General features: G+C 24.5%; 14 protein-coding genes and 2 pseudogenes. 1 reads left to right on the top strand and 15 read right to left on the bottom strand.

The genetic code is table 11. The features are described 5' to 3' along the window. Nucleotides 1–7: 7 nt before the first annotated feature. The 14 genes and pseudogenes from xseA to CRU91_RS03615 all read right to left on the bottom strand — a co-directional run bounded on the left by xseA (nucleotide 8) and on the right by CRU91_RS03615 (nucleotide 13516). The gene (gene xseA, locus CRU91_RS03675) at nucleotides 8–1201 is read right to left on the bottom strand and encodes an exodeoxyribonuclease VII large subunit (RefSeq protein WP_113893513.1); all 1194 of its coding nucleotides are present in this window, start codon (nucleotides 1199–1201) and stop codon (nucleotides 8–10) included. Beyond that, nucleotides 1201–1911, bottom strand: coding sequence for a bifunctional demethylmenaquinone methyltransferase/2-methoxy-6-polyprenyl-1,4-benzoquinol methylase UbiE (gene ubiE / locus CRU91_RS03670; RefSeq protein ID WP_113893511.1), 711 nt, complete (start codon nucleotides 1909–1911; stop codon nucleotides 1201–1203). The genes xseA and ubiE overlap by 1 nt, the downstream gene beginning before the upstream one ends. 24 nt (nucleotides 1912–1935) lie before the next feature. Beyond that, nucleotides 1936–2175 (bottom strand): hypothetical protein, encoded by a 240-nt coding sequence (locus CRU91_RS03665; RefSeq protein WP_235826940.1) that lies wholly within the window; start codon nucleotides 2173–2175, stop codon nucleotides 1936–1938. Between the two features lie 5 nt (nucleotides 2176–2180). After that, nucleotides 2181–2972: a P-loop NTPase family protein gene (locus tag CRU91_RS03660; RefSeq protein WP_113893507.1), complete on the bottom strand. Its 792-nt coding sequence runs from the start codon at nucleotides 2970–2972 to the stop codon at nucleotides 2181–2183. A gap of 50 nt (nucleotides 2973–3022) precedes the next feature. After that, entirely contained in the window at nucleotides 3023–3847 is an 825-nt protein-coding gene (locus tag CRU91_RS03655) for a TIGR00282 family metallophosphoesterase (protein WP_113893505.1), read from the bottom strand. Then, nucleotides 3844–6270: a PAS domain-containing sensor histidine kinase gene (locus tag CRU91_RS03650; protein WP_113893503.1), complete on the bottom strand. Its 2427-nt coding sequence runs from the start codon at nucleotides 6268–6270 to the stop codon at nucleotides 3844–3846. The genes CRU91_RS03655 and CRU91_RS03650 overlap by 4 nt, the downstream gene beginning before the upstream one ends. Next, the gene (locus tag CRU91_RS03645; protein ID WP_222718384.1) at nucleotides 6267–8099 is read right to left on the bottom strand and encodes a PAS domain-containing protein; all 1833 of its coding nucleotides are present in this window, start codon (nucleotides 8097–8099) and stop codon (nucleotides 6267–6269) included. Before CRU91_RS03645 ends, CRU91_RS03650 begins: the two co-directional genes overlap by 4 nt. Nucleotides 8100–8182: 83 nt before the next feature. Continuing rightward, nucleotides 8183–8557: a response regulator gene (locus tag CRU91_RS03640; protein ID WP_113893499.1), complete on the bottom strand. Its 375-nt coding sequence runs from the start codon at nucleotides 8555–8557 to the stop codon at nucleotides 8183–8185. 1 nt (nucleotide 8558) lies between these two features. Continuing rightward, entirely contained in the window at nucleotides 8559–8924 is a 366-nt protein-coding gene (locus CRU91_RS12560; RefSeq protein WP_442548606.1) for a CZB domain-containing protein, read from the bottom strand. 48 nt (nucleotides 8925–8972) lie between these two features. Beyond that, nucleotides 8973–9452, bottom strand: a pseudogene (locus CRU91_RS12555) (methyl-accepting chemotaxis protein); the annotation flags it as partial. Between the two features lie 558 nt (nucleotides 9453–10010). After that, entirely contained in the window at nucleotides 10011–11147 is a 1137-nt protein-coding gene (locus tag CRU91_RS03630) for a BaiN/RdsA family NAD(P)/FAD-dependent oxidoreductase (RefSeq protein ID WP_371317902.1), read from the bottom strand. Between the two features lie 21 nt (nucleotides 11148–11168). After that, nucleotides 11169–12398, bottom strand: a complete 1230-nt coding sequence (locus CRU91_RS03625; RefSeq protein ID WP_113893493.1) for an ArsS family sensor histidine kinase — start codon at nucleotides 12396–12398, stop codon at nucleotides 11169–11171. Beyond that, on the bottom strand, nucleotides 12395–13075 hold the full coding sequence (locus CRU91_RS03620) for a response regulator transcription factor (RefSeq protein ID WP_113893491.1): 681 nt from the start codon (nucleotides 13073–13075) through the stop codon (nucleotides 12395–12397). Before CRU91_RS03620 ends, CRU91_RS03625 begins: the two co-directional genes overlap by 4 nt. A 9-nt stretch (nucleotides 13076–13084) precedes the next feature. Then, complete coding sequence (locus CRU91_RS03615) at nucleotides 13085–13516, bottom strand: Spy/CpxP family protein refolding chaperone (RefSeq protein WP_113893489.1); 432 nt, start codon at nucleotides 13514–13516, stop codon at nucleotides 13085–13087. 105 nt (nucleotides 13517–13621) lie between these two features. On the opposite strand from CRU91_RS03615, the gene CRU91_RS03610 reads away from it, so the two are divergent. Further along, nucleotides 13622–14569, top strand: a complete 948-nt coding sequence (locus CRU91_RS03610) for an endonuclease/exonuclease/phosphatase family protein (protein WP_113893487.1) — start codon at nucleotides 13622–13624, stop codon at nucleotides 14567–14569. Nucleotides 14570–14673: 104 nt separating this feature from the next. On the opposite strand, the pseudogene CRU91_RS12360 reads toward CRU91_RS03610, so the two are convergent. Then, nucleotides 14674–14825, bottom strand: a pseudogene (locus CRU91_RS12360) (DNA-binding protein); the annotation flags it as partial.

The following is a 14825-nucleotide window of genomic DNA, read 5'->3' as shown; positions in this document are numbered from 1 at the left end:
AATTGAACTATTTTACCTTTTGTTTACTTAAATTAGTAATCTTACAATCTGCTATTATATTTACAGTTTGCAGTTCTAAACTATCCCCAATCTTCAAATCTTCTAATGATACAATTTTATTATCTTTTGAAATTTGTACAAAACCATTTTTTTCTTTTTTTTCTGGATGATTCAATACATAATTTGATTTTAGATTATCTAAACTATTTTGAAAAATATGAATCTTTTGAGAAAAACTACTATTAAAAGATGATTTGACAAGTTTAATTTGAGAAGAGATAAAACTAAACTTTGACTCAATAGAGTTTTGCTCTAAAAGTTTTCTTGTATTTATTAACTCTTGTTCTTTATTTGAAAAAATCATTTTTAATCTATTTTGAAATTCGATAACAAAACTGTCAAGATATAAAATATGTTCATTAATATCAGGTAGTGCTATTTCCATAGCATTTGATGGAGTTGCAGCTCGAATATCAGCTACAAAATCACTTATCAAATAGTCAATCTCATGTCCAACGGCTGAAATAATTGGTGTTTTTGCTTGAAAAATAGCATCTGCAACAATTTCACTATTAAAAGCCCATAAATCTTCAATACTTCCACCACCACGACCTACAATCACAATATCGCAGTTTAATTTATCAGCATATTTTATTGAACTAGCTATATCTTCAATACTGCCATTTCCTTGTACCAAAGTTGGAACTAATATGAGTTCACACAAAGCCCATCTCTTACTAGCAACTTTTTTCATATCTTCTATTGCAGCACCTGTGGCACTTGTAACAATTGCTATTTTTTTAGGATATTTTGGAAGAGTTTTTTTGATACTTTGTTCAAAATATCCTTTTGCTTGAAGTTTTATTTTTAGTTGTTCAAAAGCAAAAGCCAAATTTCCAACTCCAGATGGCTCTATTTTTGTACAAAGTAACTGATAATTTCCTCTTGGGACATATACAGTTATACTTGCTGTTACTTGAACTTTTTGTCCATTTTCAAGTTCAAACTTTAGATATTTTGTATTTCCTTTGAACATAACACAAGATATTGTAGAGTTTTCATCTTTTATAGAAAAATAAATATGTCCTGAACTATGAATTGTAAGATTGGAAATCTCCCCTTCAACACAAATTTGCATAAATGTTGTTTCAAGAAGAGATTTTATTTGAGTATTTAAAGTTGATACGCTAATTGGATTCATTAAACTTTTTTTGCAATTATAAGTGTTGAAATATTCATAGAAAATGCTTTTACATAAACTGGTTCTAAACCAGCATTTTTTAGCTCTTTGCAAAGATTTTCTGTTGTTAAAAACTCATCAATTGAATCTGGTAAATATCTATAAGCTTCTTTGTTTTTTGATATTATTCCACCAACTGTTGGTAAAACTTTATCCATATAAAAAGCTGTTATATGGTCAAGTAAGTTCTCTTTTTTATTTTTTGTAAATTCACTAATTACTACTAATCCATCTTTTTTTAAAACTCTTGCGAATTCTATAAACGCTTCTTGCCTTTGTACAACATTTCTAATTCCATAAGAAATAGAAATAATATCTGCACTTTGGATATCAATTGGCATAGAAGTTGCAAAAGCTTCTATAAAATCTACTTCTGGAAGTTTTTTCTTACCAACTTCCATCATACCAACACTTGGATCAACTCCAACAATATTTTTTAAATCAATGTTTTTTTTCTTTGCAACTTCTTTCCAAAAAAGTATCATATCTCCAGTTCCACAAGCAACATCAACTATTTTATCAATACTATTTTTTCCATAAAGTTCAAAAGCTTTTTTACAAGCTTTATCTCTCCAAGATTTATCTATTCCCATTGATAAAACTCTATTTGCAGTGTCATAAGTTGGTGCAATGTTATTGAACATCGATACTATTTTTTCTTGTTTTTCCATTAATATATTTTTCCTATTTTATTTTTATAAAAGATATTTTCCTATTAGAATACCTAAGATTAAACCTAGATTCAAAGAAACTGCAATTTTCATAATTGAAAGTTTTTTATCAGCATAAGGAAGTTTATTTACAATATCATCTTGAAGTTTTAGACTTTCTTCAAAACTATTAGATGCTTTTTCTAAATTATCAATAGATTTTCTAATAGCTATTTCACTAAACTCCATTCTTTCAACAAGCTCTTTTGCTTGTTTGAAACTCATTTCGCTCATTTTTTAATCTCTATCCATTTATCCAAATCACAAAATATTTTGTTTAAAGTATTTATTACATAATCTTTTGCTTCTGTTTGTATTCTCCTAAAAAATAGATACTTTCTAGCAGACTCAACATCTCCTAACTCTTTTGCTTCAATAGCTTTTTTAGCAAAATCTGTATTATTATAAGCCATTTCCCAAACAGTACTTCCTAAATATCTACTCATAGTAATTATTTTATCATTTTGAACTGGAAAATATTTTGGTTCTTTTACAAAATCACAAATTACAGAGTTTGAATCAAGATATTTATGACCAAAAAAGTTTATGAATTGTTCACTATAATAATCTTCTTCCATTGATATAGATCTAGTGAGAGCAAAAATTAAATTCTCTTCAGGATTTTTCTCTATTTTTTTAATTTTTTTCATAGTTGCGATAGCATTTTTTCCATCAAGTTCACCATCACCTAATGGAATAATCCATTTAACATTTCCAAATGAACCAACTTTTTTTATCTCATCTAAAACTAAAGAAGATGTTTTATTTCCACCAACATCAACGATAACTTCATGATTATCATCCATTAAAATCAATTCATCTAATTCATTTATTCTATTTGTTCCAAGCATTCTTTTATCTACAATTTCAGTTCTTGTAAATGATCTTGAATCGTTATTTTCATCGTCAATTTCAATATAGGTAATTTTTTTACCATGCTTTTTATACAAATATGGTGCAATCACTTGCATAGCGACAGTAGATTTACCAACACCACCTTTTGTTTGAGGAATTATAATCATTAATTCAACCTTTTTTAAGCAAATATTCTTAGATTTTATCTAAACTATGATTAAACAATAATTGCATTGCTAATATGAAGTTCGCTGCTATTGCAATATTTTTTTATTTTAAAACTTTTTGAAGCAAGACCATCTTGTATATCAACAACCATAATTTGTAAAATAGATTTACAAGAGTTTGGAACTTCAAAATGTCCTCCAATACCTAAAGTTGCTCTTTGAATTGGGGCAAAACTATCCATTCCTATCACATTATCATAACAACCAGTAAGTCCAATATCTGTTAAATATGCAGTATTTTCAAAGATTTGCAAATCATCTGTTCCAATATGAGTATGAGTTCCACAAATAGCACTTACTTTACCTTTAAACATCATAAGCATAACTCTTTTTTCACTTGTTGCTTCACCATGAAAATCTATAAAAATATTTTTTATATTTTGTTCTTCTAAATCTTTAATTAGCTTTGTTGCTAAATTAAATGGATTATCAACTATAGGCATTGAATATTGCCCCATTAGATTTATAACTGCTAGTTTTTCTATATTTTGCCCAACTTTTACATCACAAATTTTTAAACCTGTTCCAATAACACCATCTGGATAGTTTGCAGGTCGTAAAACATTTCCTTCTTCTAGTAAGACTTTCATATCTTTTTTCTTATCAAAACTATGATTTCCACCAGTTATCACATCAATACCACTTCTAAACAACTCTTTTGAACTATCTAGTGTTAAGCCAAAACCATGACTTGCATTTTCACCATTTGCAATTATAAAATCTATTTTAAACTCATCTTTTATACTTTGTAAATTTTCTTTTATTATTTTTCTTCCTGGACGTCCTACTATATCGCCTATAAATCCTATTCTCATATATTTTCTTCTTCTTTATATTTTTTTAATCTTACTTCAAAAACTGCACCATTTTCATTATATGCATTTATACTTCCTTTATGCTCTTCTACAATTTTCTTAGCAATAGATAAACCTATTCCCATTCCACCAGATTCTTTAGAACTAGTAAATGGTTCAAAAAGTTTTTTCATAATCTCTTGACTTAAACCTTTTGCATTATCTTTAAATTTGACAACTATAAAATTTTCTTCTTCAAAGATATCTATTTTAAGTTCTCTTTTTTCATAATCTTCAATCTTAATCAACTCATCAAGAGCATTGTTTATAATTATAATCCAAATTTGCTCAACTCTTTGTTTTTGAATAAAACTATAAAAAGAGAATTTATCATTATTTATATTATCAATACTAAATAAATCTCCATTTAAATAAATTTTACTAATATGCTTTGCTCTATTGTGAGCCATTGTTAAAGCTGTATTTAAAGTAGCATATATATTAAAATCACCTCTTGTTTCTTCATTTGAATGAGAAATTTCTCTCATAGATTCAACAATATTGGCTATTCTATTTATACCATCTTTTATCTTTTTACTATCATTTAACATTCTTTGTTTTTCTGGACAATTTGGCAAATCTTCAATATCATATTGCATAAGTTCTAAATTACCTTTTATATATGTCAAAGGTGTATTTATTTCATGTGTGATTCCAGCTGACAATATACCAATATAGCTTAGTTTTGCACTCTTTAATTGCTCTTTATGATGTATTTCATCTTTTACTTTACTTTTTTCAATCTCACTTTTAATTGTACTTTCTAAATTTGCATTTACTTCTTGTAATTCTCTTTTATCTTCTAAGGAATTTATAATAAATATTATTCTTTGTTTTTTTAGCATCAAAATTAGAGAAAGTTCTAAATGTATTGCTGTTCCATCTTTTCTTATAAAAATATGTTCTAATTTTGATATATTTGTAAACTCTTTTATATCATCTAAAATATTTTTCAAAATATTCCTTGAACTTTTATTTACTATATCCAAAGGTGTAATATCCAGCAACTCTTTTTTGCTAAAACCTAAAAGTTCACTCATCTGATTATTTACTTTAACAAATTTTAAATCTAATGTTAAAAGTGCTACTCCGCTATGTACATTTTCAAAGATTGCATCATACTCTTCAATTTTCATATTTAGATTTTTATATAAAAGATATGTTCTTTTTTTATCAGTTACATCTTGACAAACTATATTGTAAACTCTTGATTCATCATCTAAAATATACTCTTCAATAAACAAATCAACCCAAAAATCTTCACTTGCTTTTGTTTTACCTTTTAAATTTGTAATTTTATAATTTTCTTTAATATCTTGATTGTTTATAGCTTTTCTAAAAGATTTTTGTATATCTTTATAGAAAAAGATTTTATAACTATTACCTATTAATTCACTCTTTGAAAATCCTAGAAAAACACAAAATGCTTGACTAACTTTTAAGATTATTCCATCATTGTCAATTTGGATAAACATAATATAGCTATCCATAATCTTTTGATTTTCACTTAAAGTGATATCTGTTTTATTTATATCAAAATTTAATTTTTGATTTTCTAATTCTATTTTATTGCTCTCTTTAGTAATAATTGAAGTAAAAATAAGTGCTAAAATTGATGCCAAGATAAATGTAGCAATAAGAATATATTTATAATACTCTTTTATAAAATCATCTTCAATTACTGATTTTTTTATAAAAAATGTAAAATATATATTGTCTTCCAAATAAACTTTTTTTGATATATATTCACTATCATTTAATATTTCTAAATCAAAATTATCTATAAAATTGCCTTTTGTATCTTTTATAAATATTTTTTTAGAAAAAGAGTTTGTAACATCTTCTAAAATATTTTTCATATCAACTTTAAAAATATAAAAATTATTTGTACCTCTAATTGCAAAATTTAATACTTGATTTGTTTTAGTATCACAATAATGATAAATCTGATATCTATTCAAAGATTGTAAAGTTTTAAAATATTCTTCAAAAAAAAGTGACTCTAATCTTACATTTTTATTTGTATTTTCATTATTTTGCAAATTTTCAATTTTTAAAAATTCTTTTGAATCAAAACCAACTATTTTAAAATCCAAAATATTTGTATCTTCAAATATAGTTTTTTCTATAAGATGTTTTATCTCTTCTAAATTATTTTGTTTTGACAATATAGATTCTATGAAAACCAATTTATTGTCATAAAATTTAATATAAGATGAAAATTTATCTATTTTGGTTTCTAAGATAGTATCTATTTTTACAGACTCTTTTTTTTCACTATATGATAAATAAAAATTATTCAAACTAAGAGTAATTAAAAATAATAAAATCACAATAAGAGCTAAAAAAGCTCCAAAAAGTTTTATATAAAAAGATGCTTTCATTTTTTATTCTTTTTAAATTTTATATAGTATGAAGTTTTTTCTAAACTATTATTACACCAAAAAATTGCTTGATTTTTATCTATTAAAAGTTTTGCTAAATATAATTTTGTATCAAAATATTTCTCATCTTCAAATTTTAAAATATTGTCTAAATAGGCTTTTTTTCTAATATCTTTAATATTATCCTCTATTTTTAAAACTGTGTCATTGCTATCATTTTCCATATTTAGTTTTATTGTAGCTTTTGAAATTGAATATGTTTTAGCTTGTTCTATTATAGTTCCTAATATATTACTAATAATTTTTTTCAACTCACTATTTGCAACATTTATATTTATAAATTCATCTATATCGTACTTAATTTCAATATTATCATATTTTAAAGATTCTATGGTCTCTTTTATCACTTCAAAAAGGTTTGAATTTGTACTATCCCTTGAAGTAAATATTATCTTTGTTTCATTTAACATATCTGAAAGCTCTTTTAATTCTACTTCTATACTATCTTTTATATCATTTAAACTACTTTTTTCTAAAATATCTTTATTTAATTTTTGTAGCTCAAATGATATTTTAGATATAGGAAGTTGCCATTGATGAGAAAATGAATCTAAAATTTTTGACATCAAAGCAACTTTTGTTGAATTTAAAACTTTTTCATCTTTTATTCTTAAATCGTTTAATTTGCTAGATAAATCTTCTTTTAATAATCTATTTGTTTTTTCTAACTGTTTTGTTGATGTTATATCTGTTCGAATAGAACTAAAACCTATATGCTCATTTTTAAAGTTGTATCTTGGGAAAAGAACTGCTTTAACCCAATAAGTATTTCCAAATTTATCTCTATTTTTAACTTCACCCTGCCAATTTTTAGTAGCTTTTAAATCACTCCACATATTTCTATAAAAACTAGAAGAAATATCAGGATGTCTTAAAATATTTACATTATTTCCAATAATTTCATCCTGTGAAAAACCAGAAGATTTACAAAAATAGTTTGTTGCATATGTAATTTCACCTTTTAAATTAGTATCTAACTTCAAAACATAATTGTCAATTTGAGTAAAAAGTTCATCATAATTATGTTGTATTAAATCTTTTTGAAATTGCAATAGCTTCATTTTATAAAAAATATAAATAAATAAAACCAAAATAGCAATCAAAGATATAAGTAATAAATCATAAAAATCATATATTTTTTTTATACTTTCACTATCTTTTATATTGTTCATTTGTAAAAATATACTATTATCATAATAAGATGATTTAAAAATTTCTAAAAACTCATCACTTTTAACTACTGTTTTATCCAAAATAGCTTTTTTATATTCTAAGTTTAAACTGTCATTTAATTTTTCTAAAATAGTATTAAAATCAAACTCTATATTTACAACTCCAACTAAATTTAGCTTATCATCTATTATTGGTTTTAAAAACACTATAAAAGTGTCATTTTGTCTATTTTTAAACTCCATAATATCTTTTTTTGTTGATATTACATCTCCAACTAAAGATGAAAGAAAATTGTCTTGAAAATTTATATCTTTAAAATTTAAAATATGCTTTTTTTGATTAGAATAGAAACTTATATCAAAAACACCTAGAGTTTTATAATAAGCAAAATTTGGTTCAAACTCATCATATAATTTTATAGATAGTTCTTCTATGTTTTCATTTTGAAAAACACGTATTAGCTTTTTATCTTTTGTAAATTCATTAAAATATATAAATTCAGCAGTTTTTTTTAACTCATCTAAATATATATTATAATTTTTTAAAGTAGTTTCTTCATAATTTTTTGTAACTCTATTTAAATCATCTTTTTTCAAATAATCTAATACAAAAAATATAATGACAAATATTATAATAAAATATATAAAACACCTAAAAATTAGGTTTTTATTGTTCATAATTAGTCTTTTAAAACTTCAATTATCTTTTTTTCTAAAGCATCAAGAGAACTAAAAGGCTTCATAACATAATTTGTTGCCCCAATTTTATGTGATTTAAGAACTTTATCTAAAGTAGAATATGCTGTCATCATAATCACCTTTTGGTCTTCATCTTTATCTTTTATTTTTTCTAAAGCTTCTATACCATTCATCTGTGGCATCATAATATCAAGTAAAACAACATCATATTTACTACTATCCATATTACTTAAAAAAGATACTGGATTTGAAAAAGATGAAATAGTAAAATTTGGATTTCGAGATAAATATCTATTTAACATATCCAAAATTTCTATTTCATCATCTACTAATGCTATTGAATATTTTTTATTCATATTATTTTTCTCCTTCAAATAGTTTTTTTGTAGCTTCTTTCATAACTGCTTCATTCTTTTCTTCAAGAATTTTTTCTAAATATATAAATACTTGCTGACTTGCTTTTTCAACTAAATCTATCTTATCTTCAATCAATTGTTTTGAGCACGACACACTATTTCCTGAACACTCTTTTGCTAAAATATTTGCTTCATGGTGAACTGTATGGTGATATTTTTCTAAACCTTTATATGAAGGAACAAAACTAAATTGTTCTTTTCCTAAACCTGTATCATACCATTTTCCTAATCTACAATTATGGTGATCTACTGGATTAAAGTTATTCTCATTTCCAAAAATTAATTGGTATAAATTATTTTTATAAATTACGTGGTCAAGTTTTGCAAGGTTGATAAATATTTTATTTGAAATACTCTCTACCTCATAAACTCCTCTATTTGAGTTTTTCTGGAAAGTATACATCAATTTACTTAGTGAATTTATTCTATTTTTTGTCTCATTTACAACACTTGTAACAACATCTGAACTACCTTTTATCTTTTCTGTTTCAATTTGAATAGTAGTAACAACATCTTTTATCTGTTTTGCAGCATCAGCACTTCTACTTGCTAGATTTCTAACCTCTTGTGCAACAACTGCAAATCCTTTTCCAGCTTCACCTGCTGTTGCTGCTTCTACGGCTGCATTTAAAGACAATATATTTGTTTGGAAAGCTATTTCTTGAATTATATTTATAACTTGTGCGATATCTTTACTTTTTGAAACAAGAGAGTTTACAACCTCATTTTCACTAGCAATTTCATGATGTAAATTATCTGTATCTAAAACTATCTCTTTGATTAAATGTAAACCATCAGTAGAACCACTTGCAGTTTCATTTGATTCTTTTTGCATTTCTTGAAGTTCTTCAAGAAGTCCTAAATAAGTATTTTGTGTATCACTTAAAGATTTTGTCATATTTTTATTGTGTCTTGAAAGAAGTCCATCTTCTTTATTGTCATGAATAGATGTTTTTCGTAAAGATACAATATTATAATTACCATATTTCTTTACCATAATATTTACTTCACACTCTTCTAAAACAACACTGTCTTCACTGTTTCTTAAAGCATTTAATATTGGAGAAAAATCACTTAAATTTTGTTTTGTATTTTCATTGACAAAAAATACTTTATCAGTTTCATCAAAAACAACTAAACCCTCTTCTTGAGATATAGAAGCTATATGCTTAAATAAATCTATCATATCATCTTTTGAAGATGCAACCTTTTGTAACTCTTTTGAATTATCTTTAATATTTTCAATCTCTTGAGTCTTATTGTCCAAATCTCTTTTTAAATTTTCTATCTCTTGTTGTAACAATGATATCTTTTTCTCATTATCTTTATTTCCAAAAAACATAAAAACCACCCTATATTTGTTAAAATTGGCAATAGATTACCTAAAAATAACTTAATACTTGATATTATTTAATTGCGTTGCACAAATAAAACCTTGAGCAAAAACCATTTGAAAATTAAATCCACCAAGTTCTCCTGTAATATCTAAACATTCACCAATAAAATATAATCCTTGTTGTTTTAAACTCTCAAAAGTAATATTATTTATTTCATTTGTACAAATTCCACCTTTAGTAACTTCTGCTTTTGAAAAGCCAAAATTTCCTGCTGGACTAAAATCATAATTTTTTAGTAATTTTAATTTTTCTATCTCTTCAATACTTAATTTTGATATAGATTTATCTTCTAAATTTTGAGATATTAAAAACTCTTGCATAAACCTTTTAGGTAAAGGAAATGCTGATGAAATATTTTTATTACCCTTGAAAAATTTATCTAACTTTTGATTTGGTAAAAAGTCTATTGTCATTTTTCCTTTTTTCCAATATAAAGAACTACTTAAAATTGCTGGACCAGAACAACCTTTATGAGCAAAAAGCATACTTCCTTCAATCTCTTTTTTATCAATATATATTTTTACATCCAATGAAATTCCACTTAAGTTTTTGAACCAAAACTGATCTTTTTGAACTGTAAAACCAACTAATGCTGGTTCTGGTTTTATGATTGTATGAGAAAATTTTTGTGCAATATCAAAAGCAATAGAACTAGCATTTAAACTAGGAAAAGATAATCCACCACTTGCAACTACAACTTTTTTAGCTTCGATTAATCCTCTTGATGTTTTTATCTTAAAACATTTATCAAAATCTACATCTAAAACTTTTGTATCCAAATATTTTTTTATATTTGTTGTAATCAAAGAAAACATATCTATAACATCTTGACTAGAGTTGCAAAAATATGTTCCTTTGACAATTTTTGGATTTATTTTTGGAAAAACTTGGTTTTTATTTAAAAATTTTAGTAAGTCATCTTTTGAAAAAATATCTAATATATTCTCTATAAAACTTTTATCACCCAAATAGTTATCTTTTGTTACAAACTCATTTGTAATATTACACTTTGCTCCACCAGAAACTTTAATCTTTTGCCCTATTTTAGTATTTGCTTCTATTAAACAAATATTTTTATATTTATTTTTATCTAAATTCGAAGCAAACATCAAACCACTTGCACCTGCTCCAATTATCGCTATATCGTAGATTTTCTATCCTTTTACACAAATAAATCTATTTAAGCCATTTTTATATTCATATTTTAAAATATATCCATTTGCTTTTAAAATATTATTTACTATGTAAAGTCCCAAACCAAAAGAGTCCTTTTTCCCTTGATTTGCATAAAATGGCTCTAAATATTGAGAAAATGGTTCTTTCAACTCTTCTGCATAGTTTTCTACTATGATATTTTCATCTTCATTTTTCACAATTACTTTTCTATCAATAGAGTATTTTATACCATTATCAATTAGATTTTTCAATGCAATACTAAAAAGTTTGAAATTTACATTTAATTTTCTATTTTCATACTCACAAACTACACTATCATCTTCAAGCATCAAAATATCTTTTGCATTATCAATAATATCATCTAAAAAGTAATTTCTCTTTTCTATATTATCAGCTGAAGAAATAAGTTCTTCAATAGTTGCAAACTCATTTATCAAAGATTCTAACCTATCAAAAACAGATTTCAATTTTTCATTATTTTGCTCATTTTGTTCTAATTGAGTTAAAAATTTTCCTTTTGTAATAGGAGTTTTAAGTTCGTGCATAATGTTTCTTATAAAAACATTTCTAGCTTCTTTTAAATTTTTAAGCTTTAAAGCTGATTTTTTAAATTCCATTGAAAGTTGTGAAACTTCATCTTTCGAAGAAGTTTGATTAAACTCAAAATCAAAATTTTCATCTCCTAAATTTTTTACCTTATCTTGTAAAATTCGTAAAGGAACAAGCTTTCTTAAAGTCATCAAATATAAAATTACAATAGTAACAAGCAAAATAGAAAATACTAAAATAATATATATTTGTCCATCATTGCTTGGACTATTTTCATCTTTTATCAAAAATTCACCATCTTTTACTTTTGAATAAACATAAAAGTTTTCATCATCTTTTAAAATTCGAAAAATATCTCCATGCTTTGGATGAACTCTTTCATAAAAAACTATCAAATTTGTGTTATCTTTAACATCTTCAATTTCACTATTTTTTATATAAACTTTATAATTCATCTCTTCAAGATTTTTTATAAATTTCTCATTGAAATTAAATTCTGCTCTATTTATCATTTTTGAAAGTGAAAAATATTTATCAAATATCTGTTTTTCATGTTCTTGATAGTTATTTGTCAAAAGGACTATAAAACTTATAATTACCAAAAAAATAGATATTATAAAACTTACAACTATTGTAAAAAATATTGATTGCCTGTTCATTGTAAAAATTTATATCCCATTCCACGAATAGTTTGAAGATATTTTGGCTCTTTTGGATTATCTTCTATTTTATTTCTAATTCTATTTATAATAACTGCTAGTGAGCCAGAATTTTCATAATCTTGGTTTAAAATATCTGAATTTTCAAAAATATCTTCTCTACTTACAATAAAACTCTCTCTTTTGATAAGTAATGACAATATCTCATATTCAGCAGCGGTTAATTTTAGATAGTTTTTATTTTTTGTTATCTCTCTTTTTTCTTCATCTAAAAGGAAATTTTTACTAGTTTTATCTTCATCTTCTATTTTCGAGTGATTAAATCTTCGTAAAATAGTCTTTATTCTTACTTCTAATTCTCTAGGGTCATAAGGTTTTGGCAAATAATCATCAGCTCCTAATTTTAAAGCTGTTACTTTATCTGTAATATCACTTCTTGCACTAGAAATAATAATAGGAATATCAAAATCATCAACTATTTTTTTACAAACATCTAATCCATCCATACCTGGTAAAGTTAAATCTAAGATTATCAAATCATATTTGTGTATTTTCAAATCACAAAGAGCCAAAAATGGCTCTTCAAAATTTGTAACTTCGATATGAAATTGCTTTAAATATTGACATAGAACTTCTGCTAACTCTAAATCATCTTCTATCATTGCAATTTTTATCAAAACTTATCCTTATTTCTTTTCTGCTTTTAAATCTAGTAAAACTTTTAACTGCTCTTTTTGTTTTGGCGTTAATATTGCGTAAGATTTTTCAAGAACTTCTGCTTGTGATTTTAGCATATTATCTCTTTTCTCACTTACTATTTTACTATATTTATCTTTATCAAAACTATCTTTTGTAAATGCTTCATTTATAGATTTATTATCTTTTCTACTATCTTCAATAATTTTTTTGATTTTTTCATTTTGTTCAGAAGTTAAATTTAACTCTTTAAAAATTCCAAAGAAATGACCATTTTCAGATTTTTTATGAAATTTATCTTTTGAGAAATGTGTTTTATCACCTTTATTATGACCTTTATTTACATCACAATTTGCATATAATGCTCCACCTAAAAGTGTAGCTAATATCATACTTGAAACTATTTTTTTACCTGAAATCATATAATACTCCTTATTTTTAATGTTTGAAATTATTACAATATATTTTTAATGATTTTTAATCTAAATCTTAATGATTTCTTAATCTCTTTTAGTTAATATTTCAAGATGATTTTAAAAGTTGCTACATTTAACCTTTTCCAATTTTGTAATCCAAACTTCTATTTTTATACTAAAAAAGACAAATTTAACCCAAATGATTGGGAAGAAAAAAAGCTTTGGATAAAACAACAAATTTCTAAAATGAACTGTGATATCATAGGTTTTCAAGAAGTTTTCTCAAGTGAAGATTTAAAAAATTTACTTAAAGAGTGTGGTTTTTCATATTTTAAAGTTGTTGATTCTCCTAAATATAATAGTAAAAATCCAACTGTTTTTATAAGTACAACTGTAGCAATAGCTTCAAAGTTTCCAATTATATCAATCGAAAAAGTGCAAAGAAAAGATGGCTTTCATTTTGCACGAGAACCAATAAAAGCAAAAATACAACTACAAGATAAAAAAGAGATTTATTTTTATGTCACACACCTAAAATCAAATAGATTAAATGAATTTGAATATATTTTTACACAAAATGATTCCCTAGAAGATAAACTAAAAAAAGTAGAAATAGCACTCAAAAATAACTACTCTCTTTCTTTGAAACAAAGAATAAATGAAGCTAAAAATCTATTTTTTGATATAAAATCTTCAAAAATTTCTACTATTTTGGTTTGCGATTTGAATGATAAAGAGTTTTCTATAACGATTGATGCCCTTACAAACTTCAAGTTTTATAATAAAAATTTGAAAGAAAATAGCTATTTACTTTTTGATGCTTACAATCTTTTTAAACCAAAAATCTACAATCCTCATCCAGAATTTAAAGGTTTAAAAAGAACTTCTACAAGCTATTTTGCTGGGAAAGGAAATGTTTTAGATTATATTTTTGTATCAAAAGAACTAAAAAAAATAATTTCTTATAAAGTTTTTGATGAACACTTACAAAAAAATCAAAATGGAAGTTTAAAACAAAGTGACCATGCACAAGTTGTTTGTGAGATAGAGATTTTTTAAAAAGTTTCTTCTATATATTAAACGTTTGAGATTACAAAAAACGGACACAAATAAGAAAAGAATTTTGAAATTCTTTTCTTGTGTTTCAATATGTAACAAAATATCTATTTTAATTTACTCAAAATATCCTCTATATCTAAACTCATTTTAGAAAAAGCGAACCATTTTTTACCCAAATCTTTCAAACTAGCTCCCAAATGATATATCTCTTTTTTATCAAGTATTAAAAATCTATCGTGTGAATCTTTAAAAGTTA

The organism is Aliarcobacter vitoriensis (genome assembly GCF_003316695.1).
Taxonomy (GTDB): domain Bacteria; phylum Campylobacterota; class Campylobacteria; order Campylobacterales; family Arcobacteraceae; genus Aliarcobacter; species Aliarcobacter vitoriensis.
Note: the sequence above shows the minus strand (reverse complement) of the source record. Positions and strands in the feature narration are given on the sequence as shown.

Bases quoted from the DNA above. Each gene is read 5' to 3' on its own strand.
- CRU91_RS03655 (WP_113893505.1), bottom strand. From the start codon at position 3,847: ATGAGAATAGGATTTATAGGCGATATAGTAGGACGTCCAGGAAGAAAA.
- ubiE (WP_113893511.1), bottom strand. From the start codon at position 1,911: ATGGAAAAACAAGAAAAAATAGTATCGATGTTCAATAACATTGCACCA.
- CRU91_RS03665 (WP_235826940.1), bottom strand. From the start codon at position 2,175: ATGAGTTTCAAACAAGCAAAAGAGCTTGTTGAAAGAATGGAGTTTAGT.
- CRU91_RS03640 (WP_113893499.1), bottom strand. From the start codon at position 8,557: ATGAATAAAAAATATTCAATAGCATTAGTAGATGATGAAATAGAAATT.
- CRU91_RS03660 (WP_113893507.1), bottom strand. From the start codon at position 2,972: ATGATTATAATTCCTCAAACAAAAGGTGGTGTTGGTAAATCTACTGTC.
- CRU91_RS03615 (WP_113893489.1), bottom strand. From the start codon at position 13,516: ATGATTTCAGGTAAAAAAATAGTTTCAAGTATGATATTAGCTACACTT.
- CRU91_RS03610 (WP_113893487.1), top strand. From the start codon at position 13,622: ATGATTTTAAAAGTTGCTACATTTAACCTTTTCCAATTTTGTAATCCA.
- CRU91_RS03625 (WP_113893493.1), bottom strand. From the start codon at position 12,398: ATGAACAGGCAATCAATATTTTTTACAATAGTTGTAAGTTTTATAATA.
- CRU91_RS03650 (WP_113893503.1), bottom strand. From the start codon at position 6,270: ATGAAAGCATCTTTTTATATAAAACTTTTTGGAGCTTTTTTAGCTCTT.
- xseA (WP_113893513.1), bottom strand. From the start codon at position 1,201: ATGAATCCAATTAGCGTATCAACTTTAAATACTCAAATAAAATCTCTT.